The organism is Micromonospora sp. NPDC049171 (assembly GCF_040648275.1).
Classification (GTDB): domain Bacteria; phylum Actinomycetota; class Actinomycetes; order Mycobacteriales; family Micromonosporaceae; genus Micromonospora.
The window spans coordinates 75479-97571 of record NZ_JBEZDJ010000019.1 but is presented as its reverse complement, the minus strand read 5'-3'; the positions used below and the strand labels follow the sequence as shown (position 1 = coordinate 97571).

Here is a 22093-nt window from a genome sequence, read left to right as displayed (position 1 = left end):
ACACCATCTCGGGCATCGCGGCCCGGGCACGACGCGACAGCGACCGCCGGGCGGTCGGGAAACGAAGGCGCATTCCATGAGTGAGGCGAGTGTCGCCGTCCACGCCGACGCCGACCTGCTGGCGCAGGCCGTGGCGGCCCGGTTGCTGGTGAAGCTGCTCGACGCCCAGGCCGACCGGGGTGCGGCCTCGGTGGTGCTCACCGGTGGCCGGATCGCCGCCGCCGTGTACCGGGCGGTGGCGACACTGCCCGCCCGCGACGCGGTGGACTGGTCCCGGGTCGACGTGTGGTGGGGCGACGAGCGGTTCCTGCCCGCCGGTGATCCGGACCGCAACGAGACCCAGGCCCGGGCCGCCCTGCTGGACGTGGTGCCGCTGGACCCGGCCCGGGTGCACCCGATGCCGGCCTCCGACGGCCCGGCCGGCAACGACCCGGAGGCGGCGGCAGCCCTGTACGCGCAGGAGTTGGCGCGTGCCGCCCGGCCCGGGCACGCCACCCTGCCGCACTTCGACGTGCTGATGCTGGGCGTCGGCGAGGACGGGCACGTGGCGTCGGTCTTCCCCGAGCATCCGGTGCACTACGAGACCCGGCCGTGCAGCGCGGTGCGGGGCAGCCCGAAGCCGCCCCCGGTGCGGACCACGCTCACCCTGCCGGCGATCAACACCGCCGAGGAGGTCTGGCTGGTGGCCGGCGGGGCCGACAAGGCCCGCGCGGTGGGTATGGCGTTGGCCGGTGCCGGGTCGGTGCAGTTGCCGGCCGCCGGGGTGCACGGCGTGGGCCGCACCCGCTGGCTGCTGGACCGGGCGGCGGCAGCCGACGTGCCCGCACGACTGCGCAGCCTGCGCTAGCAGCCCGCTACCAGCCTGCGCTAGCAGCCCGCTACTCGCCGCGGCGGCGGCGCAGCGCCGCCAGTGCCTCGTTCAGCAGCGCCTCGCCCTCCTCGGCGGTGCGCCGCTCCTTCACGTACGCCAGATGGCTCTTGTACGGTTCGGCGCGGACCCGGCCGGGCGGGTTCTGCGCGTCCCGGCCGGCGGGTAGGCCGCATCGGGGGCAGTCCCACCGGGCCGGCGCCTCGGCGTCCGCGGCGATCCGGATGTCGATCCGGTGATCGTTGCGGCACCAGTAGGTGACGTCCTGTCGGGGGGCGGGTTGGTGCCGTTCGTCTGGGCGCATGGGTGCGGACCCGACTCGGGCGCCGCGGATGACGTTGCCACTGGGCACGGCTGCTCGCTCCTGTCGTCGGAGGGGACCCGCCGTCAAACAGGGGTGGGCGGCGGGCGACGCGGTGCAGCGGAGAAAAGCCTGCGCGCGGCCCGTCGTGGTGACGGACCGCGCGCAGATTGTACGACTCAACGAGCTCGCTCAGGTGCCGCTGTTCATTTGGAGGCGCAGCCAGAGCCCGAGCCCGACGATGGCGGCGAACCAGACGACGCTCACCAGAACGGTGTAACGGTCCAGGTTTTTCTCTGCCACGGAGGAGCCGGCGAGGCTGGAGCTGACGCCACCGCCGAACATGCTCGACAGACCGCCGCCCTTGCCGCGGTGCAGCAGGATCAGCATGGTGAGCAGAATGCTCGTGATGACCAGCAACACGATCAACGTGTATGCGAACCAGATCGGCATGGCTGGGGTCAGTTCCTCTCGTAGCGATCCTCGCCCGGTCTGATCGGGCACTGTGGCACCGACCGGCGGACGGGCGGTGTCCAGGATACCGAGCGATCAGCGGGCGATGTGCTCCGGGAAGCGGCAGATCTGAGCGAATTCCTCCGCGTCCAGGCTGGCGCCCCCCACCAGGCCCCCGTCCACGTCCGGCTGGGCCATGATCGAGGCGACGTTCGACGCCTTGACCGAGCCGCCGTAGAGGACCCGGACCTGGTCGGCGGTCTCCTGGTCGAAGCGTTCCGCCACGCGCTGACGGACCGCCCCGCAGACCTCCTGGGCGTCCTCCGGCGTCGCGGTCTTGCCCGTGCCGATCGCCCAGACCGGCTCGTACGCGATCACGACCTGCCGCACCTGCTCGGCAGTGAGGCCGGCCAGGCCCCCGTCGAGCTGGTCGGAGCAGTGCGCCACGTGGGTGCCCTGCTCGCGGATGTCCAGCCCCTCCCCCACGCAGAGGATCGGCGTCAGGCCGTGCGTGAGCGCCGCCTTGACCTTGGCGTTGACCAGCGCGTCGTCCTCGTGGTGGTAGGCCCGCCGCTCGGAGTGCCCGACCACCACGTAGGTGCAGCCGAGCTTGGCCAGCATCGCACCGGAGATCTCCCCGGTGTACGCGCCGGACGCGTGCGCGGAGAGGTCCTGCCCGCCGTAGCCGATGAGCAGTTTGTCCCCGTCCACCGCGGTCTGCACGGTCCGCAGGTCGGTGAAGGGCGGCAGCACGACCGTCTCGACCTCGGTGAGCTGCTTCTCGGTGAGGCTCGCCGCCAGCTTCTGCACCAGCAGGTTGGCCTCAAGGTGGTTGAGGTTCATCTTCCAGTTGCCGGCCATCAGCGGCCGGCGGGTGGTGCTCGACATTCAGTTCTCCAGGGCCGCGATGCCGGGGAGGGCCTTGCCCTCGAGGTATTCCAGGGAGGCGCCACCGCCGGTGGAGATGTGCCCGAAGGACGTCTCGTCCAGCCCCAACGCACGGACCGCGGCAGCGGAGTCACCGCCGCCGACGACGCTGAACGCGTCAGCCTTGGTGATCGCCTCGGCGATCCCCCGGGTGCCCGCCGCGAAGGCCGGCATCTCGAACACGCCCATCGGGCCGTTCCAGAAGATCGTCTTCGCCGGGGACAGCGCGGCGGTGAAGCCGGCCACCGTCTCCGGACCGACGTCCAGACCGAGCCGGTGACTCGGGATGCCGTCGACGCGGACCGTGTCGTGCGCGGCGTCCGGGGCGAACGCGTCCGCGACCACCACGTCGACCGGGAGCAGGATCTTGCCGTTGGACCGCTCCAGCAGGTTGCGGCAGGTCTCGACCATGTCCTTCTCCAGCAGCGACGTGCCCACCTCCAGGCCCTGGGCCTTGAGGAAGGTGAAGCACATCCCGCCACCGATGAGCAGCCGATCGACGGTGGGCAGCAGGGCCTCGATCACGGCGAGCTTGTCGGACACCTTCGACCCACCGAGCACCACCACGTACGGCCGCTCGGGGTCACCGGTGAGCTTGGAGAGCACCTCGACCTCACGCAGCACCAGTCGGCCCGCGACGTGCGGCAACCGGGCCGGCACGTCGAAGACACTCGCGTGCTTGCGGTGCACCGCACCGAACGCGTCGTCCACGTACGCGTCGCCGAACGCGGCGAGTTGGTCGGCGAACGCACCCCGCTCGGCCTCGTCCTTGCTGGTCTCACCGGCGTTGAAACGCAGGTTTTCCAGCAGGGCGACCTGGCCGTCGGCCAGGTCCGCGACAGTGGAGCGGGCGGAGTCACCGACGGTGTCGGTGGCGAAGTGCACCGGCGCGCCGAGCAGCTCACCGAGCCGCCCGGCGACCGGACGGAGGCTGAACTGCGGGTCCGGAGCGCCCTTCGGGCGGCCCAGGTGCGAGCAGACGACCACCTTCGCGCCGGCCTCGACAAGCGCGCCGAGGGTCGGCAGCACCGCGCGGATGCGGCCATCATCACTGATGGCTCCGGACTGCTTGTCGAGCGGGACGTTCAGGTCGGCGCGCACCAGCACGCGCCGACCTGCCACCCCCTCGGCGAGCAGGTCGTCGAGGGTCCGGATGCTCACAGCGACGAACCGACCAGCTTGACGAGGTCGACGAGGCGGTTGGAGTAGCCCCACTCGTTGTCGTACCAGCCGACGACCTTGACCTGGTTGCCGACGACCTTGGTCAGCGGCGCGTCGAAGATGCACGACGCCGGGTCGGTGACGATGTCCGAGGAGACGATCGGGTCCTCGTTGTAGACCAGGATGCCCTTGAGCGGGCCGTCCGCGGCGGCCTTCAGCGCGGCGTTGACCTCGTCCACGGTGGTCTCGCGACCCACGTTGACGGTGAGGTCGGTGACCGAGCCGGTCGGGATCGGCACCCGCAGCGCGTACCCGTCGAGCTTGCCCTTGAGCTCCGGCAGGACCAGGCCGATCGCCTTGGCCGCACCGGTGGAGGTCGGGACGATGTTCAGCGCGGCGGCGCGGGCCCGACGCAGATCCGAGTGCGGCGCGTCCTGCAGGTTCTGGTCCTGGGTGTACGCGTGGATCGTCGTCATCAGACCGTGCTGGATGCCGAACGTGTCGTGCAGGACCTTCGCCATCGGGGCGAGGCAGTTGGTGGTGCACGAAGCGTTGGAGATGATGGTGTGCTTCGCCGGGTCGTAGGTGTCGTGGTTGACACCCATGACGACGGTGACGTCCTCGTTCTTCGCCGGGGCGGAGATGATGACCTTCTTGGCCCCGCCGTCGACGTGCGCCTTGGCCTTGGTGGCGTCGGTGAAGAAGCCGGTCGACTCGATGACGACGTCGACGTTCAGGTCGCCCCACGGCAGCTTCGACGGGTCCTTCTCGGCGTACGCCTTGATGGTCTTGCCACCGACGGTGATCTCGTCGGCGGTGGCCTTGACCTCGTACGGCAGGCGACCCAGGATGCTGTCGTACTTGAGCAGGTGGGCGAGCGTGCCGTTGTCGGTGAGGTCGTTCACCGCCACGACCTCGACGTCGGCGTCAGACGCCAGCACTGCCCGGAAGAAGTTACGGCCGATTCGGCCGAAGCCGTTGATGCCAACCCGGATGGTCACAGGTCCCATCTCCTCGCGTTCTGGTCCGCCGGCTGCAGACAACGCGCCGGCGGGAATGGTGTGCGCCGACCGTTGGAGCCGGCCGCTGACGGTTCATCTCGGCCACCCCGCCGCGCGGTCTGCGGACCTGACCGCCCGAGGCGGTGGGCACAGCGAGGAGTGCCGGTGTCGGCCCCCTTGCCGTACGCAGCGACCCTATCCGAGCGTGCGAGACCACACTGCGCCGGGGCGTGCTCCCGGGCACACCGTGCGGCCCCACCGTCCTATCAGACCACGAGCATGTCGGGCGTGACTGCCGCTTCGGTATCCGGGATGCCGAGGTCCCGGGCGCGCTTGTCGGCAAGCGCCAGCAGCCGACGGATCCGCCCGGCGATGGCGTCCTTGGTCAGCGGCGGGTCGGCCAGCGCGCCCAACTCCTCCAGGGACGCCTGCCGGTGCTCCAGGCGCAGCCGCCCGGCGTCGGTCAGGTGGTTGGGTGCCTCGTCGGCGAGGATCTCCAGTGCACGGGTGACCCGGGCGGCGGCGGCGACCGCCGCGCGCGCCGAGCGGCGCAGGTTGGCGTCGTCGAAGTTGGCGAGCCGGTTGGCGGTGGCCCGCACCTCCCGGCGTACCCGCCGCTCCTCCCAGGCCAGCACGCTGGAGTGCGCGCCGATGCGGGTGAGCAGCGCGGCGATCGCGTCGCCGTCCTTGACCACGACCCGGTCCACCCCGCGCACCTCGCGGTTCTTGGCGGTGATGCCGATCCGGCGGGCCGCGCCGACAAGCGCCAACGCCGACTCCGGCCCCGGGCAGGTGATCTCCAGGGCGCTGGAGCGGCCCGGCTCGGTCAGCGAACCGTGTGCCATGAACGCCCCCCGCCACGCGGAGACCGCGCAGCAGACGTTCGCCGCCACCACGTGCGGGGGCAGCCCGCGCACCGGGCGGCCCCGCACGTCGAGCAGGCCGGTCTGCCGGGCGAGGGCCTCGCCGTCCTTGACCACCCGCACGATGAAGTGGCTGCCCTTGCGCAGGCCACCGGAGGCCAGCACGTGGATCTCGCTCGAATATCCGTAGACCTCGGCGATCTCCCGGCGTAACCGCCGGGCCACCGCCCCGGTGTCCAGTTCCGCCTCCACCACCACGCGGCCGGAGACGATGTGCAGCCCGCCGGCGAAGCGCAGCAGCGCGGCCATCTCCGCCCGCCGACAGCAGGGCTTGGGCACGTCGACCCGACTCAGCTCGTCCTTGACCGCGGCCGTCATCGCCATTGTGCGTCCCCTCACGGACCGGTTCCGGCGTGTCGCCGGTGATTACGTACGTGTCTAACGATCGGCGCCCAGGACAGGCACCAGCGCGGCGCCCAGGGCAGCCGGATCATGGCGGGGAGTGCCGTCGGTGACGGCGACGGGAGCTAGGACCAGGCGGGCACCCAGCGATTCTGCCGCACGTTCGACCGGTTCGGGGTCACCCACCGCCCGGGCATCGGCGAGCACGGTATCCACCTTCAGCTCGGGCAGGTACCAGTGCAGCGCCGCGAGATGGTCGGCGACGGAGAGCCCGAGGGTCTCCTTCTCCGCGGCGAGGTTCAGTGTGACCAGCCGCCGGGCCGAGGTGGACACGATCGCGTCGGCCAACTGCGGCACCAGCAGGTGCGGAAGCACACTCGTGTACCAACTGCCCGGCCCGAAGATCAACCAGTCCGCCGCCATGATCGCCTCGATGGCCTCGGCGCAGGCCGCCGGGGCGGCGGGCGTCAGGCGCAACGACTCGACCCGCCCGGTGGTGACGGCCACCTGGTGCTGGCCACGCACGGTGTGCACCTGGTCGGGGGCGGCCGGGTCGACACCGCGGACCCGGGCCTCGATGCCGACCGGCTGACGGGACATCGGCAACACCCGGCCGACCGCGCCGAGCATCGCGCCGGCGTGCTCCAGCGCGGCCACCGGGTCGCCGAGCAACTCCATGAGGCCGCAGAGCACCAGGTTGCCCACCGCGTGCCCGGCCAGCCCGTCGCCGCCCGTCGCGCCGAGACCGCCCGTACCCTCGCCGCCCGAACCCCGGTCACGCGGCGCGGGGCCGACGGTGCTCTGGTCGCGCGGGCCGGGGCCGTCGGTGGCCGGCGGATCCGGGTCGGCTTCGCCGAGTTGGGGTACGCCGGCCGGCACGGCGGCGAAGCGATGCTGGAACAGCCCGGCGCTGCGCCGGGTGGCTGGATGATCTCCGGCAAGCGCCACCAGCGCCTGGCGCAGATCACCCGGGGGCAGGCCACCCCGCTCGGCGCGCAGGCGGCCGCTGGAGCCACCGTCGTCGCCGACGGTGACCACGGCGGTGATGTCGAGGTCGAGTTCGGGTGCGCAGTGGCGCAGCGCCCGCAGCGAGGCGGAGAGCCCGTGCCCACCGCCGAACGCCACCACCCGGCGGGCCGTCACTCGCGCCCCAGATCCCGGTGCTGGGCGTTCGCCGCCAGCCCGGAGTGCCGCAGGCGCGCGGCCAACTCCTCGGCGATGGCCACGCTGCGGTGCTTGCCGCCGGTGCAGCCCACGGCGACCGTCAGGTAGCGCTTGCCCTCCCGCTCGAAGCCGGTCGTGGTGGCGTTGACCAGATCGGCGTACGAGGCGACGAAGGCGTCCGCGCCCTCCTGACCCAGCACGTACGCGCTGACCGCCTCCTCCCGACCGGTGTGCTCCCGCAACTCCGGCACCCAGTACGGGTTCGGCAGGAACCGGGCGTCCAGCACGAAGTCGGCGTCCGGCGGCAGGCCGTACTTGAAGCCGAACGACAGCACGGTGACCCGCAGCCGGCGGGCGTCCTCGCCACCGAACAGCTCCTCGATGCGCCGACGGAGCTGGTTGACGTTGAGGTGGCTGGTGTCGATGATCACGTCGGCCTGGTCGCGCGCCTCCTCGAGCAGCCCGCGCTCCACGGCGATGCCGTCGGCCAGCCGCCCGTCGCCCTGCAACGGGTGCGAACGGCGAACGCTCTCGAACCGCCGGATCAACACCTCGTCGTCGGCGTCGACGAACACCACCCGGGGCGAGAACCCGCGCTCCTTGAGCTCCCGGATCGCCCCGGCCAGGTCGGTGGAGAAGGCCCGCGACCGCACGTCCAACACCATCGCGGTACGCCGAGCCGCGCCGCCCGCCTTGAACGCCAACTCCGCCATGTCCAGCATCAGTGCCTGTGGCAGGTTGTCGACGACGTAGTAGCCGACGTTCTCCAACGCTCGGGCCACCGTGCTGCGGCCACCCCCGGAGACGCCGGTGACCACCACGAGTGTGGTTTCCGACTCGGCCGCCAGTTGCCCGTCCCCCGCGGCCGGACCGTCGATCCGTCCGCCGCCTGCACGCGCCTCGCTCACCCGTACCCCCAAGCTGTGGCGCCGCGGCCCCCTCGGCCGCGTTTGGTCAATCAGCGACTCTATCCCGCCGCCCGGCCGACGGGCCGGCACCCGTCGCGGGTCGCGCTCCCGACAGTCAGCCCTCTTGATGACGATCAGTAACTGTCAATACGCTCTTCGTGATCGTCGCAGGTCAAACCGACATCTGGGAGGGTGCGATGCACGACCTTGCGGACAAGAACAAATACATCGGCTTCCTGTTCATGCGGATCAGTCCGGAGTACTTCGCCCTGGGCCGGGAGGGCATCCACGAGGTCTCCGCCGAACACGCGCGGGACATGGGCCGCTTCGCCAAGCAGCTCACCCACGTCGTGACGACCGGGGTGAACGGCAAGTACGACCAGGTCACCATCGTCGAGGGCGACACCCTTGAGGAGATCAACGCGGCGGCCACCGCCTTCCGGATGGGTGCCAAGGCCCGCTACATCGAGATCGTCGACATCGTCGTCGGGATGAAGGCCCCGCCGCGAGGTCTGGCCAACCGGTCCAGCCAGCCCAGCTGACCGCGTCGCCCGTCCGGCGCACCCGTCGCGTGGGTGCGGCGGACGGGTCCCCGGCCGACGTCTACCGCGCCTTCCTGGACGCACAACCCAACGAACTCAACAGCACTCAGGCGGACCTGACCGCCTGGCAACCGCCGACCACCCGCGGCCGGCGACGCGGATCATGACGACCGTCAGCGGCGGTGCCGAAGCGCCTTGACCCGGCTGCACCTGCTCGCAGAGCTGCACGTGGACCGCCCGTAGCGCGCCGCCGATCTCGGCCGGCTCATCCTCGTACGTCTCCCAGGCGAGAAAGGCGCGAGTTAGCCGGCCTGCGCGCGAAGCCGGCTCTCCAACACACGATCCGTGGCTGCCCACTCGGCGACCAACAGCGCCAGGCGTCGGGCGGGGATGCTGCTCGCGACTTCGGCCAACTCGGCGACCCTTGGGTCGACCGCCAGGGCCGACGGCGGGGTGGCCGCCGACGACCACGTGAAGCCGTCGTCCAGGGCAGCGGCGGTGAGGGCCACGGCATGGGCGCACAGCTCGTCAGCGACTGCGCAGTCACACTCGGCGGTGAAACCGTCCGCCGTGATGCCCACCCAGACGTCGACCGGAGGCTGCCCGGCCTCGTGGAACTCGCCGGAAACTCCACCACCGGCCAGCCTCGGCACCACCGGTTGATCAGATGCTTGAAGCTTGTCCGCTGCTGCACAGACCACAGGCCCGGCCGCGTCCCGGAGTGCGTCGATGTCGATGCGTACCGCCATGGGGGCCATCCAACCGGATGGAGGTGATGCCGCCGGCATCAGGGCGGCCGAAACCTTGCCGCAGGCGTCAGCCGAGCGGGCCGCGCCGCAGAGCGGTCACAAACGACGACCAGACGCCCCGGTCGAAGATGAGCGCCGGCCCGCCCGGATCCTTGGAATCCCGCACGGCCAACGCGCCAGGAAGTGGGGCCACCTCGACACAGTTGGAGCCGCTTGCGCTGCTCCGGCTGCTCTTGCGCCACTTCCCTGCGGGAACGTCCGGAGCGGTCATCGGTCAGACCCCTTGAGCGCTAGTCAGTATTCACCAGCCACCTGGGCCAGGAAGCCAGCCGACTCGTCCGGGTCGAGTGCCTTGGCCATGAGGTGATCGAACATGAGTCTATATCGGGCGACGTGTCTCTCCTCCTCAAGGAGCAGGGTGCTGGAGTCGTTGTCGAGATAGACGACGGTGGGGTCCAAGGTCGGTTCGGCGTAGTCGAGCAGGGTAAAAGGGCCGCCCATGCCTGCGTGCGCGCCGGTAGCGAAGGGCAGGATCTGGATCTCGACGGTGGGCAGCTCACAAGCCTCGATCAGGCGAGCGAGTTGCGCGCGCATCGCGGCGGGGCCGCCCACGATGCGGCGGACGGCCGCCTCATCGAGCACAATCCACAATCTCGGCGGCAGGTCTCGCGAGAGCAGAACCTTGCGGCCGAGCCGTGCTGCCACCCGACGGTCGATTTCGTCCTGGTCGGCGGTGCTGCGGCCCGCCTTGACGATCGCGCGGACGTACTCCTCCGTCTGCAACAGCCCGGGAACGTACAGACTCTCGAACGCGCTGATCGACGTCGCCTCCGCCTCGAAGCCGACGTAGTCGTCCGGCAACACGTCGCCGTAGGCGCTCCACCAGCCTTTCTGGCGAGACTGCCGAAGCAACCCGGTCAGCGACTCGCGCTCCTCTTCGGAGACGTCGTAGAGGTCGAGCAGCGGCGGCATGTCCTTCGGCATCACCCTGGAGTGCCCGAGCTCGAAGCGGATGACCTTGGTCCGATGCCACCCCAGGATCTTGGCCACCTCCTCGGCGGTGTGTCCGGTGCGGTCCCGCAGACGACGCAGCTCGCGCCGCAGACGACGGGCCCTGATCGTCGGACTTGGCACCTGTGACATCGCCAGCACCACCTCCACTGTGAGTAATCGATTCTTGCCTAGGAGCGACCGCAGATCAAGCATCTAGCGGAAGAAAACACGACGTTGCATTTCTATTCGCCGTGGTCCAGTCTCTTGGTAATCACTCGCTACGGAGAGGCAGGGACCGGTGACTGACAACCGATCGTCGCGGTGGGAGGGGGAGCCGCGGCAGCACAACGGCTTCCAGGACGACCTGACCGCCGTACTCGACGGGGCCGACGTGTCCGAGCGGGTCCGGGCGGCCATCGCGCACGCGCTGGCGGAACCGGACGCTCTGTCCGCGTACGCCAACTCTTTGGTCAGCCGCTACACGACGGAGCGCGAGCGGCGCTCGGACCGCAACGGGTCGCCTGCCGGCGGGTTTCGGATGCCCCGGCGCTGGACTCTGCACCTGACCTACCTGGCGACCGACCTGACGGAGGCCCGCGACCAGGCCGTCGTCTACACGGAGGGGTTGACGATCCTGCGGCCCGAGATGCCGGCGGGGGCCGCGCTGCTGTCCCGGGCCGACGCCTGGAACCACGTCGAGCCCGTCTTCTGCGGCCGGATTGGTCCCAACAGAGAGGTCTGCATGGACGTCACCGGGCACCCTGGCTTCCACAGCGCGGCCGGCATCGGCGGGCTCTGCTGGGGTGACGGGGATGGTGAGACGGGGCAGTAACGGCCCCACCATTGCGAGACGCGGTAGACGCGCCGGGCAGGTGTGCGGGCACTGCTGTCGGGGTCGGCTCGTAGACTCCGCGGATGGCTTCCCCCACCGACCTGCGCACCGAGGACGCTCTGCCGGTGCTGCGCCGGGTGTTCGGCTACGACGCCTTCCGCGGTTTCCAGCAGCAGGTGATCGACCACGTGGTCACCGGTGGCGACGCCCTGGTGTTGATGCCCACCGGTGGCGGCAAGTCGTTGTGCTACCAGATCCCGGCCCTGGTCCGCGAGGGGGTCGCGGTCGTCGTGTCGCCGCTGATCGCACTCATGCAGGACCAGGTGGACGCCCTCACCGCGGTCGGCGTCCGCGCCGGCTTCCTCAACTCCACCCAGACCCTGGACGCCCGACGCCGGGTCGAGGCCGCCTTCGTGGCCGGCGAGTTGGACCTGCTCTACCTCGCCCCGGAAGCCCTCGGCACTCGAACCACCCTCGCCCTGCTGGACCGGGGGCGCATCTCCCTGTTCGCGATCGACGAGGCGCACTGCGTGTCCCAGTGGGGTCACGACTTCCGCCCCGACTACCTCGCGCTGTCGATGCTGCACGAACGCTGGCCGCAGGTGCCCCGGATCGCGCTGACCGCCACCGCGACGAGCGCCACCCGCACCGAGATCGCCACCCGACTCAAGCTCGACGACGCGCGGCACTTCGTGGCCAGCTTCGACCGGCCCAACATCCAGTACCGCATCGTGCCCAAGCGGGAGCCGCGCAAGCAGCTGCTGGCCCTGCTGCGCGACGAGCACCCCGGCGACGCCGGGATCGTCTACTGCCTGTCCCGCGCCTCGGTCGACAAGACCGCCGAGTTCCTCGTCGCCAACGGCGTCGCCGCCCTGCCGTACCACGCCGGCCTGGACGCGGCCACCCGCGCCGCCAACCAGCAGCGCTTCCTGCGTGAGGACGGCCTCGTCATGGTGGCCACCATCGCCTTCGGCATGGGCATCGACAAGCCCGACGTCCGGTTCGTCGCCCACCTCGACCTGCCCAAGTCCGTCGAGGGCTACTACCAGGAGACCGGCCGCGCCGGGCGCGACGGCCTGCCGTCCACGGCCTGGCTGGCGTACGGGCTGCAGGACGTGGTCCAACAACGCAAGATGATCGAGACGTCCGACGGCGACCTGGCCCACCGCCGCAACCTCGCCGCGCACCTGGACGCGATGCTCGCCCTGTGCGAGACGGTGCGCTGCCGCCGCGTCCAACTGCTCGAATACTTCGGCGAGACGACGACGGCCGCCTGCGGCAACTGCGACACCTGCCTCAACCCACCGGAGTCCTGGGACGGCACGGTCGCCGCCCAGAAGTTGCTGTCCGCCGTCTTCCGGCTCGACCGCGAACGCAACCAGCGGTTCGGCGCCGGGCACTGCATCGACATCCTGCTCGGCAAGCAGACCGACAAGATCAGCCAGTACGGTCACGACTCCCTGACCGTCTTCGGCATCGGCTCCGAGCTGAGTGAGGCCGAGTGGCGGGGCGTGGTCCGCCAACTGCTCGCCGAGGGGCTGCTCGCCGTGGAGGGCGACTACGGCACGCTCGCCCTGACCGAGGCCAGCGCCGACGTCCTGGGTCGCCGCCGCACGGTCACGATGCGCCGCGAACCGGAGAAGCCCGCGTCGAGCCGTACGTCGAAACCGCGCGGCTCGGCCACCGTGGTGGCCGAGCTGACGCCGGCCGCCGCGTCGCTCTTCGAACGGCTGCGCGGTTGGCGTGCCGCCACCGCCAAGGAGCAGGGCGTCCCGGCGTACGTGGTCTTCCACGACGCGACGCTGCGACAGATCGCCAGCGACGCGCCGAGCACGCTCGCCGACCTGTCGCGCGTCAGCGGGGTCGGCGAGAACAAGCTCGCCAAGTACGGCGAGCAGATCCTCGCCGTCCTCGCCGACACCTGACCTGGACGTGACGAAGGGCCGGTCCCCGTAGTGGGGTCCGGCCCTTCGGTGGTGCGGTGGTGTGTCAGCGCGGTCAGCTGGTGGCGTAGCCGCGGGTGGCGATCCAGTCGGCGAGGTGCTCGACGGTCACCTCGTAGGAGGCCTGGTTCGGGTCGGCGGAGTCCGCGATCCTCACGATGGTGCCGTTGTCCCGGTAACCGACGACGCTGATGTAGTGCCCACCCTCGTAGGAGTGAGTGACACCGTCGGTATCGGTGCTCGTCCCGGCGATGTTGGCCACCACAGCCCGGCCGCCATCCACGGTCTTGACGATGTCGGCGCGCAGCTTGTCGGTCTGCGTGGTGTCGGCGTCGGGCTTGCTGATCTCCACGCTGTGGTAGGCGTCGGCCTTACCGGTTTCCTTGTTCAGCACCGGGGTGATGTCGTTAATGCTGTTGGTGCCGGCTTCGGTGGTGCCCATTTCCTTGGCCATGTCGTCGACGTTGATGTTCTTGCCCTGCACGGACAGGGCGTTGCGGGTGGCGGCGGGGCCGCAGTAGTAGAAGTTCGGCTGCGCCTCGTAGCGCACACCCAGCTGACGCTCACCGTTGGGCTTGCGGTCGGTTTGGGTTTGGGTGGTGGGCTTGGCGGTGCTCGGCGCGGCGAACGCGGTGGTGACGGGTCCGGCGATGGCACCACCGGTGAAGGCGAGCCCAGCGGCGGTCAGAGCGGTCTTACGGATCAGATCGGTACGCATGATGGCGTGCTCCTCTGCATCGGGGGTGCACGGCGGACGTGTGCGGGGGGTGTGTGCCGTGCGGGAAAGTTCGCGACAACGCCGGCGATCCGGGGGGACCTGCTCGAAGCGTTGCGGGGGGTGTAACGACCCCGGGGCGGTGAGGCATTCCGCCGCGCTGATCCGGGGGGTTGGCCCTACCCAAGCTGGCGGGGTCCGGGGGGTGTAACCGTGGCACCCCGGCGGGTGTTCCCGGGGGCTGCCGCACACCACAGCCCGGGGGCTGCGGCGGCATGCCAGGTATAACGACCCGGCCCGGCCCCCCATTCCGCCGCCGGAGTGGCCCCGACCACCCGACACCGATGGTCAAACCGGACAATCAACCCACGCGAGTCAGCCCGAGCACGGTCAAGTCGGCGTGATCGACTCGGGTTTGCTGAAACCGCGGTGACTGAGTGCCGGGGATACCCCGGCTTCATGAAACACGAGTGGATCATGCCCGTCTGTGCCGTTCGCACACCACACCACGCACACCCCGTCCGACGTAACCCTGGTGGCAGATCGTCGCCCGGAGCAACCCGAGCCGGGAGTTCGCGCGGGCCCCAGCCCGGGCGAACGACGACACTCAGCGTGAGCCGACAGCCGCCCCAGGCCAGGCGAACGACGACAGTGTTCAGGTGGCGTTGGGCGTTGCCTCCGCGCTGTCGCCGGCCTTCATGTCCTTGTCGAGGGCGGCCAGGATCGCCTCGGCGGTACGTCGACCAACCCCGGGGACCTCGGTGATCTCCTCGACTGTCGCGGCGGAGAGTCGTTTGAGTGAGCCGAAGTGCCGCAACAACGCCTTGCGTCGCACATCGCCCAGACCGGCCACGTGGTCGAGTGCCGACTCGGTCATCCGTTTCGAGCGGCGCTGCCGGTGGAAGGTGATGGCGAACCGGTGGGCCTCGTCCCGGACCCGTTGGAGCAGGTAGAGACCCTCCGAGGTGCGCGGCAGGATGACCGGGAACTCGTCGTCGGGGAGCCAGACCTCCTCCAGCCGCTTGGCCAGGCCGCACAGCGCCACATCGTCGATGCCCAGGTCGGCAAGGGCCTGCGCGGCGGCCGCGACCTGTGGGGCGCCGCCGTCGACGACCACCAACTGCGGGGGGTACGCGAACTTACGCGGCCGGCCGGTGGTCGGATCGATCAGCACGCCGACCTGCGGCTCCACCGCGTCTTCCGGGGCCGCCGGGTCGTCGGCCGACTCCACCCCGACCTCGCCCGTCTCGGCCCGAGCGTCCAGGTAGCGGGCGAAACGACGGCGCAGCACCTCGGACATCGCGGAGAGGTCGTCGGTGGCGCCCCGAACGATGAACCGCCGGTATTCGCTCTTGCGGGGCAACCCATCCTCGAAGACCACCATGCTGGCCACCACGTCGGTGCCCTGAATCTGGGAGATGTCGAAGCACTCGATGCGCAGCGGCGAGGTGCGCATGTCCAGCGCCTCGCTGATCTCGTCAAGTGCCTTGCCCCGGGTGGTGAGGTCACCGGAACGCTTCAGTTTGTGCCGGGCCAGCGCGTCCTTGGCGTTGCGCTCGACGGTCTCCATCAGTGAGCGCTTGTCACCGCGCTGCGGCACCCGCAGCGACACCCGGCTGCCCCGGTGGTTGGAGAGCCAGTCCGCCAGCGCCTCGGCGTCGGCGGGCAGCTCGGGCACCAGCAACTCCCGGGGCACGTCGGTCTCGCCGTGCTCGCCGCCGTACACCTGGGTGCAGAAGTGGTGCACCAGGTCGCCGGTGGTCAGATCCTCGGTCTTCTCCACCACCCAGCCGCGCTGGCCGCGGACCCGGCCGTCACGAACGTGGAAGACCTGCACGGCCGCTTCGAGCGGGTCGTCGGCGAACGCGACCACGTCGGCGTCGGTGCCGTCGCCCAACACCACGGTCTGCTTCTCCATGGCACGGCGCAGGGCGGCCACGTCGTCGCGCAGCTTGGCGGCCCGCTCGAACTCCAGCTGCTCGCTCGCCTCGGTCATCTCGCGCTCGATCTTGCGGACCATGGTGTCGGTGCGCCCGGCCATGAAGTCGCAGAACCCATCCACGATGGCGCGGTGTTCGTCGGCGGAGACGGTGCCGACGCACGGCGCCGAGCACTTGCCGATGTAGCCGAGCAGGCAGGGACGACCAACCTGGCCGGCGCGTTTGAACACGCCGGCGGAGCACGTCCGGGCGGGGAACACGCGGAGCAGCAGGTCGAGGGTCTCCCGGATGGCCCAGGCGTGCGAGTACGGACCGAAGTAACGCACCCCCTTGCGCTTGGCGCCGCGCATCACCTGGAGCCGTGGGTAATCCTCGTTGAGGGTGACGGCCAGATAGGGGTACGACTTGTCGTCGCGGTAGCGGACGTTGAACCGCGGATCGTACTGCTTGATCCAGGTGAACTCCTGCTGGAGCGCCTCGACCTCGGTGCCGACGGTGATCCAGTCCACCGACTCGGCGGTGGTGACCATCTGGCGGGTGCGCTCGTGCAGGTTCCAGACGTCGCCGAAGTAGGAGTTGAGCCGGCTGCGCAGATTTCTCGCCTTGCCGACGTAGATCACCCGGCCGGTGCCGTCGCGGAAGCGGTAGACCCCCGGTAGCTCCGGGATGGTGCCGGGTGCGGGGCGGTAGGTCGAGGGGTCAGCCACACCAACAAGCCTAGTCCGCACCACCGACAGCCCGTGGCAGGCGCTAGATCCACTCAGTGCCCGGGTAGTCGGGGTGTCGGCAGGCCACGGGCACCCCGACTACCCAGAGCACGAGTCGATCAAGCGGCGAGCGCCCGGCCCGGCCAAGCGGCGACCAGGCAAACCCGGCCGGCGGCCGCAACACCCCGGCGACCGGGCGAGCCCACCCGGCGGCCGAGCCGGAACCCGCGCCGCTAGGACCCCTGGCCGGCCTGCGGCGGGCCCAGGCTCGACCGAGGGCTTCGACACAGACCCTAGGCGGTCAGGCCAGCGAGATCTGGTCGCCGGTGACCTTGATGTTCTTGGGCGGCAGCGGCTTGGTGGCGGGGCCGGCCTTCACCGAGCCGTCGTCGATCGAGAACTTACTGCCGTGGCACGTGCAGTTGATGGTGCCGCCGTCGACGTTCGTCACCGGGCAGTTCTGGTGGGTGCAGATCGGGCTGAAGCCCTTGAACTGCCCGGCCACCGGCTGGGTGATGACGACACCCGCCGTGGCAAGGACCTTGCCACCACCGACCGGGATGTCGGCGGTGGTCGCCAGGGACTGGGCACCCTGCCGGTCCCCGCCGCCGGCGTCACCGCTGCTGGGCACCGCCGGGCCACCACTGGTGGGGGCCCCGCTGCCGTTGCCGTTGGCGCTGCCGCTGCCGTCGTCACTGCCGCAGGCAGCCAGGACGACGGCAGCGCCGACAGCCCCGACGCCGGTGAGCAGGGTACGACGTGTGTGCGTGCCCGGACCGGTCAGCGCCTGATCGTCACTCATGCCTCGCCTCTCTCTAGCCCGCTGCGCCGGTCAAGACCCGGCCACACCTACTCCACACGGGCAACTGTGCCGGATGGTTCACCAGAGCATGCGTGCGACCCCGAATTCGGACGCGGCGACCCCTCACCGACCAGCCCCACGCCATGCTGCACGCACGCGACAGCAGTCGTGGACCGCCGCAGCCGAACCCGACCGGACCGGCCCGCCCCGGACCGCACGAGGCCGACCGGACCGCACGAGGCCGACCGGCCCGCACGAGGCCGACCGGACCGCACGAGGCCGACCGGCCCGCACGAGGCCGACCGGCCCGCACGAGGCCGACCGGCCCGCACGAGGCCGACCGGCCCGCACGAGGCCGACCGGCCCGGACTAGGGAGATCGAGGTCAGCGCGCGGCGGCGGGCACCTTGCGGCTGGCCCGCGCCTTGGTGACGCCGTTGGCCTTGGCCGCCCGGGTGGTGGCGCCGGCCGCGCCCTTGGCCTCCCCGTCGAGCTTGAGCACCTGGCGCAGGAACTGGCCGGTGTGGCTCTCGGTCACCTCGGCGACCTCCTCGGGGGTGCCGGTGGCGAGCACGGTGCCGCCCCGGTGGCCGCCCTCCGGGCCCATGTCGATCAACCAGTCGGCCGTCTTGATCACGTCGAGGTTGTGCTCGATGGTGATCACGGTGTTGCCCTTGTCGACAAGACCTTCCAGCACCATCAGCAGCTTGCGGATGTCTTCGAAGTGCAGACCGGTGGTCGGCTCGTCAAGCACGTAGACCGTCCGCCCGGTGGAGCGCTTCTGCAGCTCGGAGGCGAGCTTGACCCGCTGCGCCTCACCGCCGGAGAGGGTCGGCGCGGGCTGACCGAGGCGGACGTAGCCGAGGCCGACGTCGACCAGGGTCTTGAGGTGCCGGTGGATGGCCGGGATGGCGGAGAAGAACTCGGCGGCCTCCTCGATCGGCATCTCCAGCACGTCCGAGACGGTCTTGCCCTTGTAGTGCACCTCCAGGGTCTCCCGGTTGTACCGGGCGCCCTTGCAGACCTCGCAGGGGACGTACACGTCGGGCAGGAAGTTCATCTCGATCTTGATGGTGCCGTCGCCGGAGCAGGCCTCGCAGCGCCCGCCCTTGACGTTGAACGAGAACCGACCCGGCCCGTACCCGCGCACCTTCGCCTCGGTGGTCTCGGCGAAGAGCTTGCGGACGTGGTCCCAGACCCCGGTGTAGGTGGCCGGGTTGGAGCGTGGCGTACGGCCGATCGGCGACTGGTCCACGCCGACGACCTTGTCCACGTGCTCCAGGCCGGAGACCCGGGTGTGTCGACCGGGGACCAGCCGGGCGCCGTTGATCTGGTTGGCCAGCACCGCGTAGAGGATGTCGTTGACAAGCGTCGACTTGCCCGAGCCACTCACCCCGGTGACGGCGATCAGTTGGCCCAGGGGGAACGGGACGGTCAGGTTGCGCAGGTTGTGCTCACGCGCGCCGTGCACCACCAACTCCCGGGCCGCGTCCTGCGGGCGGCGCGTCTCCGGCGTCGGGATCGACCGCTTTCCGGACAGGTACGCCCCGGTGATCGACTCCTTGTTCTTCAGCAGTGCGGGCACCGAGCCGCTGTGCACGATCTTGCCGCCGTGCTCGCCCGCGCCGGGCCCGATGTCGACGATCCAGTCGGCGACGCGGATGGTGTCCTCGTCGTGCTCGACCACGATCAGCGTGTTGCCCAGGCCCCGCAGCCGGATCAGGGTCTCGATCAGCCGGTGGTTGTCGCGCTGGTGCAGCCCGATCGAGGGCTCGTCGAGCACGTAGAGCACGCCCACCAGGCCGGAGCCGATCTGGGTGGCCAGCCGGATGCGCTGCGCCTCACCGCCGGACAGGGTGCCGGCCGGCCGGTCCAGGGAGAGGTAGTCCAGGCCCACGTCGAGCAGGAACCGCAACCGGGCGTTGATCTCCTTGAGGACGCGCTCGGCGATCAGCTTCTGCCGGTCGGTCAGCTCGATGCCGGCGAGCAGGTCGGCGCACTCCCCCACGGACAGGTTGCAGACCTCGGCGATACTCTTGCCCGCGAGGGTGACCGCGAGCACCTCGGGCTTGAGCCGGGCACCGCCACAGGCGGCGCACGGCACGTCGCGCATGTAGCCCTCGTACTTGTCGCGGGACCACTCGGACTCGGTGTCGGAGTGCCGGCGCTCGATCCACTGCACCACGCCCTCGAAGCCGGTGTAGTAGGAGCGCTCGCGCCCGTACTTGTTGCGGTAGCGCACGTGCACCTGGTCGTCGGAGCCGTGCAGGATCGTCTTCTGCGCCCGCGCCGGCAACGCCCGCCACGGGGTGTCGACGTCGAAGTGCTGGGCCTCGCCGAGCGCCTCCAGCAGGCGCAGGAAGTATTCCAGGTTGTGCCCGGTCGCCCAGGGCTGGATGGCGCCCTCGCGCAGGCTGCGCTCCGGGTCGGGGACCAGCAGCTCCGGGTCGACCTCCTTCTTGGTGCCCAGGCCGGTGCACTCCGGGCAGGCGCCGTACGGGGCGTTGAAAGAGAAGACCCGGGGCTCGAGATCCTCGATGGCCAGCGGGTGGTCGTTGGGGCAGGCCAGGTGCTCGGAGTAGCGGCGCTCCCGGTCCGGGTCGTCCTCCGCGAGGTCGACGAAGTCGAGCAGCACCAGGCCGCTGGACAGGCCCAGGGCGGCCTCGACCGAGTCGGTCAGCCGCTGCTTGGCGCTGGCCTTGACGGTGAGGCGGTCGATCACCACCTCGATGGTGTGCTTCTCCTGCTTCTTGAGCTTGGGCGGCTCGGTCAGCGGGTGCACCACGCCGTCGACCCGGGCCCGGGCGTAGCCCTTTGACTGCAACTCGGCGAAGAGGTCGACGTACTCGCCCTTGCGGCCACGGATGACCGGCGCGAGCACCATGAACTTGGTGCCCTCGGCCATCGCGAGGACCCGGTCGACGATCTGCTGGGGGCTCTGCCGGGAGATCCGTTCGCCACAGACCGGGCAGTGCGGCTCGCCGATGCGGGCGTAGAGCAGGCGCAGGTAGTCGTAGACCTCGGTGATGGTGCCGACAGTCGAACGCGGGTTGCGCGAGGTGGACTTCTGGTCGATGGAGACGGCGGGGCTCAGGCCCTCGATGAAGTCGACGTCTGGCTTGTCCATCTGGCCGAGGAACTGCCGGGCGTACGACGAGAGCGACTCGACGTAGCGGCGTTGACCCTCGGCGAAGATCGTGTCGAAGGCCAGGCTCGACTTGCCCGACCCGGACAGCCCGGTGAACACGATGAGCGCGTCCCGGGGCAGGTCGAGACTGACGTCACGCAGGTTGTGCTCGCGCGCGCCACGGATGATCAGTCGGTCGGCCACGGTGCGTGTACTCCCGGGAGAAGACGAAGCGAAGGATCTGTCCCGCTCTGGGATGATCTGAGCGGTCGTGCGGGCGCGGAAAACACGCCTCGGCAACTCTAGCCCCGAGGTATGACAGTTTCCCCCGCCCGCACATTCCCCCAGCTCAGCCCGGTCGGCCGCACCGAGCCACAGCCCTCGCCGCGCCGCCCGCAACGCACCGCCGACAACGCACTGCCGGCAGCGCGGGCAGCGCCTCTCCGGCAAGCGCCGGCACACGCCCCGCCCGCCAGCGCCCGCCCACGCCCTGACCGGCGCGGCCACCCGCCGCCGGTCAGAACCCCCCGGGCGTCGGGGGCCGGGCGGCCCGCCGCCGGGCCGAACGCCACCCACCGCGCCGCTCCGCCGCCACCCGCGACTCCCGCCGCCGGCTCTCGTGGGACAGCTCCCCCTGCAGGCGCCGCCAGCTCTCCCACCGGCGGGTGGGGAGTTCACCGGTCTGCAACGCCTCGCGGACCGCGCAGGCGGGCTCGCCGTCGTGGCCGCAGTCGGCGTACCGGCAGCCCTCGGCCAACCCGGCGATGTCGGCGAACGCCCGGTCGAGCCCGACCGCACCGTCCAGCAGGCCCACCGCACGCACCCCGGGCGTGTCGATCACGGCGCCGCCGCCGGGGATCGGTACGAGCGCCCGCCAGGTGGTGGTGTGCCGACCCTTGCCGTCGACCCGCCGGATCGACTGTGTGGGCATCATCACCGCCCCGACCAGGGCGTTGACCAGACTCGACTTGCCGGCACCGGACGGCCCGAGCAGGCCGAGCGTGCGGCCGGGCGTCACCTCGGCACGCAGCGGGTCCAGCCCGACGCCGTGTTCGGCGCTGACCGGCAGCACCGGCACCCCGGGGGCGACCGCGGCGAGCTGGCGGGCCAGCGCGGCCGGGTCGGCCGCGAGGTCGGCCTTCGTCAGCACGACGAGCGGCCGAGCACCGGACTCGTGGGCCAGCGAGAGCAATCGCTCGATGCGGCCCACGTCCGGCTCGGGGTGCACCGGCTCCACCACGGCGGCCGCGTCCAGGTTGGCGGCCAGCACCTGGCCGCTGGCGTCCTTGCCGGCGGTACGGCGGATCAGCGCGCCCCGCCGCGGCAGCACCGCCTCCACCGTCACGCGGCGGTCCGGCCAGTGGGTCAGCAACACCCAGTCTCCGGCGCAGGGCAACGCGGACGGGTCGCCGGCGGCGGTGGCCAGCACCACCGGGCCCAGGCTGGCCCGGATCGGGCCGGCGGCCGTGAGCACCGTGCAGACCCCCCGGTCCACCCGGGCCACCCGGCCCGGCTGGTGCTCGCCGCGTCGCGCGGCGTACGTCGCCCGCTCGGCGTCCCAGCCGAGCGCGGTCAGATCGATCGTCATGGCATCCTCATCGGTATCGAAGCTGGTGATGGCGGAACACGCGTGCCACGTCCGGCATGATCACCACCTCCGTCCGATGTCCCGGTGCCGCGTCTGCCGCTGACGGTA

20 protein-coding genes are annotated in these 22093 nt (G+C 70.9%); 4 read left to right on the top strand and 16 right to left on the bottom strand.

Annotated elements, in window-relative coordinates:
* The first annotated feature begins 76 nt into the window (after positions 1–76).
* Positions 77–847: a 6-phosphogluconolactonase gene (pgl, locus tag AB0B14_RS23640; RefSeq protein ID WP_357069812.1), complete on the top strand. Its 771-nt coding sequence runs from the start codon at positions 77–79 to the stop codon at positions 845–847.
* A gap of 31 nt (positions 848–878) precedes the next feature.
* Here pgl and AB0B14_RS23635 read toward each other — a convergent pair whose 3' ends face one another.
* The 8 genes from AB0B14_RS23635 to rapZ all read right to left on the bottom strand — a co-directional run bounded on the left by AB0B14_RS23635 (position 879) and on the right by rapZ (position 8018).
* Positions 879–1220, bottom strand: a complete 342-nt coding sequence (locus tag AB0B14_RS23635; RefSeq protein ID WP_357069810.1) for an RNA polymerase-binding protein RbpA — start codon at positions 1218–1220, stop codon at positions 879–881.
* 141 nt (positions 1221–1361) lie between these two features.
* On the bottom strand, positions 1362–1622 hold the full coding sequence (secG, locus tag AB0B14_RS23630) for a preprotein translocase subunit SecG (RefSeq protein ID WP_354994712.1): 261 nt from the start codon (positions 1620–1622) through the stop codon (positions 1362–1364).
* 96 nt (positions 1623–1718) lie between these two features.
* On the bottom strand, positions 1719–2510 hold the full coding sequence (gene tpiA / locus AB0B14_RS23625) for a triose-phosphate isomerase (protein ID WP_357069808.1): 792 nt from the start codon (positions 2508–2510) through the stop codon (positions 1719–1721).
* On the bottom strand, positions 2511–3710 hold the full coding sequence (locus AB0B14_RS23620; RefSeq protein ID WP_357524195.1) for a phosphoglycerate kinase: 1200 nt from the start codon (positions 3708–3710) through the stop codon (positions 2511–2513).
* The gene (gap, locus tag AB0B14_RS23615) at positions 3707–4711 is read right to left on the bottom strand and encodes a type I glyceraldehyde-3-phosphate dehydrogenase (RefSeq protein WP_357069804.1); all 1005 of its coding nucleotides are present in this window, start codon (positions 4709–4711) and stop codon (positions 3707–3709) included. The genes AB0B14_RS23620 and gap overlap by 4 nt, the downstream gene beginning before the upstream one ends.
* 266 nt (positions 4712–4977) lie before the next feature.
* Positions 4978–5958 carry a DNA-binding protein WhiA gene (whiA, locus tag AB0B14_RS23610; RefSeq protein WP_350872673.1) on the bottom strand — a complete coding sequence of 327 codons (981 nt, stop codon included), beginning with the start codon at positions 5956–5958 and terminating at the stop codon, positions 4978–4980.
* Between the two features lie 54 nt (positions 5959–6012).
* Positions 6013–7119, bottom strand: a complete 1107-nt coding sequence (locus tag AB0B14_RS23605) for a 2-phospho-L-lactate transferase CofD family protein (RefSeq protein ID WP_357524193.1) — start codon at positions 7117–7119, stop codon at positions 6013–6015.
* Positions 7116–8018, bottom strand: a complete 903-nt coding sequence (gene rapZ, locus AB0B14_RS23600) for an RNase adapter RapZ (RefSeq protein ID WP_357524245.1) — start codon at positions 8016–8018, stop codon at positions 7116–7118. The genes AB0B14_RS23605 and rapZ overlap by 4 nt, the downstream gene beginning before the upstream one ends.
* 227 nt (positions 8019–8245) lie before the next feature.
* Here rapZ and AB0B14_RS23595 point away from each other — a divergent pair, with 227 nt between their 5' ends.
* Entirely contained in the window at positions 8246–8590 is a 345-nt protein-coding gene (locus tag AB0B14_RS23595; protein WP_357069799.1) for a hypothetical protein, read from the top strand.
* 302 nt (positions 8591–8892) lie between these two features.
* On the opposite strand, the gene AB0B14_RS23590 is transcribed toward AB0B14_RS23595, so the two are convergent.
* The 3 genes from AB0B14_RS23590 to AB0B14_RS23580 all read right to left on the bottom strand — a co-directional run bounded on the left by AB0B14_RS23590 (position 8893) and on the right by AB0B14_RS23580 (position 10482).
* Positions 8893–9339: a hypothetical protein gene (locus AB0B14_RS23590; RefSeq protein ID WP_357524191.1), complete on the bottom strand. Its 447-nt coding sequence runs from the start codon at positions 9337–9339 to the stop codon at positions 8893–8895.
* Between the two features lie 67 nt (positions 9340–9406).
* Entirely contained in the window at positions 9407–9610 is a 204-nt protein-coding gene (locus AB0B14_RS23585; RefSeq protein ID WP_357524189.1) for a DUF397 domain-containing protein, read from the bottom strand.
* Positions 9611–9633: 23 nt separating this feature from the next.
* A complete protein-coding gene (locus AB0B14_RS23580; RefSeq protein WP_357524243.1) occupies positions 9634–10482 on the bottom strand; it encodes a DUF5753 domain-containing protein in 849 nt (282 codons plus the stop codon).
* A 148-nt stretch (positions 10483–10630) separates the two neighbouring features.
* On the opposite strand from AB0B14_RS23580, the gene AB0B14_RS23575 reads away from it, so the two are divergent.
* Together AB0B14_RS23575 and recQ are read left to right on the top strand one after the other, a co-directional pair.
* A complete protein-coding gene (locus AB0B14_RS23575) occupies positions 10631–11164 on the top strand; it encodes a hypothetical protein (RefSeq protein ID WP_357524187.1) in 534 nt (177 codons plus the stop codon).
* Positions 11165–11247: 83 nt separating this feature from the next.
* Complete coding sequence (gene recQ, locus AB0B14_RS23570; RefSeq protein ID WP_357069791.1) at positions 11248–13089, top strand: DNA helicase RecQ; 1842 nt, start codon at positions 11248–11250, stop codon at positions 13087–13089.
* Positions 13090–13162: 73 nt separating this feature from the next.
* On the opposite strand, the gene AB0B14_RS23565 is transcribed toward recQ, so the two are convergent.
* From AB0B14_RS23565 to rsgA, 5 genes are all read right to left on the bottom strand, one after another.
* A complete protein-coding gene (locus AB0B14_RS23565) occupies positions 13163–13825 on the bottom strand; it encodes a C39 family peptidase (protein ID WP_357524185.1) in 663 nt (220 codons plus the stop codon).
* A 652-nt stretch (positions 13826–14477) separates the two neighbouring features.
* Positions 14478–16469 carry an excinuclease ABC subunit UvrC gene (uvrC, locus tag AB0B14_RS23560; RefSeq protein ID WP_357524183.1) on the bottom strand — a complete coding sequence of 664 codons (1992 nt, stop codon included), beginning with the start codon at positions 16467–16469 and terminating at the stop codon, positions 14478–14480.
* A gap of 301 nt (positions 16470–16770) precedes the next feature.
* Positions 16771–17271: a Rieske (2Fe-2S) protein gene (locus AB0B14_RS23555; protein WP_357069785.1), complete on the bottom strand. Its 501-nt coding sequence runs from the start codon at positions 17269–17271 to the stop codon at positions 16771–16773.
* 384 nt (positions 17272–17655) lie between these two features.
* Complete coding sequence (uvrA, locus tag AB0B14_RS23550) at positions 17656–20601, bottom strand: excinuclease ABC subunit UvrA (RefSeq protein ID WP_357069783.1); 2946 nt, start codon at positions 20599–20601, stop codon at positions 17656–17658.
* A 313-nt stretch (positions 20602–20914) separates the two neighbouring features.
* Positions 20915–21985 carry a ribosome small subunit-dependent GTPase A gene (rsgA, locus tag AB0B14_RS23545; RefSeq protein ID WP_357069781.1) on the bottom strand — a complete coding sequence of 357 codons (1071 nt, stop codon included), beginning with the start codon at positions 21983–21985 and terminating at the stop codon, positions 20915–20917.
* Positions 21986–22093 lie beyond the last annotated feature (108 nt).

Coding starts and splice junctions, on each gene's coding strand:
- pgl (WP_357069812.1), top strand. CDS start 77: ATGAGTGAGGCGAGTGTCGCCGTCCACGCCGACGCCGACCTGCTGGCG.
- AB0B14_RS23580 (WP_357524243.1), bottom strand. CDS start 10,482: ATGTCACAGGTGCCAAGTCCGACGATCAGGGCCCGTCGTCTGCGGCGC.
- tpiA (WP_357069808.1), bottom strand. CDS start 2,510: ATGTCGAGCACCACCCGCCGGCCGCTGATGGCCGGCAACTGGAAGATG.
- secG (WP_354994712.1), bottom strand. CDS start 1,622: ATGCCGATCTGGTTCGCATACACGTTGATCGTGTTGCTGGTCATCACG.
- AB0B14_RS23590 (WP_357524191.1), bottom strand. CDS start 9,339: ATGGCGGTACGCATCGACATCGACGCACTCCGGGACGCGGCCGGGCCT.
- AB0B14_RS23595 (WP_357069799.1), top strand. CDS start 8,246: ATGCACGACCTTGCGGACAAGAACAAATACATCGGCTTCCTGTTCATG.
- AB0B14_RS23555 (WP_357069785.1), bottom strand. CDS start 17,271: ATGAGTGACGATCAGGCGCTGACCGGTCCGGGCACGCACACACGTCGT.
- AB0B14_RS23585 (WP_357524189.1), bottom strand. CDS start 9,610: ATGACCGCTCCGGACGTTCCCGCAGGGAAGTGGCGCAAGAGCAGCCGG.
- recQ (WP_357069791.1), top strand. CDS start 11,248: ATGGCTTCCCCCACCGACCTGCGCACCGAGGACGCTCTGCCGGTGCTG.
- AB0B14_RS23565 (WP_357524185.1), bottom strand. CDS start 13,825: ATGCGTACCGATCTGATCCGTAAGACCGCTCTGACCGCCGCTGGGCTC.
- rsgA (WP_357069781.1), bottom strand. CDS start 21,985: ATGACGATCGATCTGACCGCGCTCGGCTGGGACGCCGAGCGGGCGACG.
- whiA (WP_350872673.1), bottom strand. CDS start 5,958: ATGGCGATGACGGCCGCGGTCAAGGACGAGCTGAGTCGGGTCGACGTG.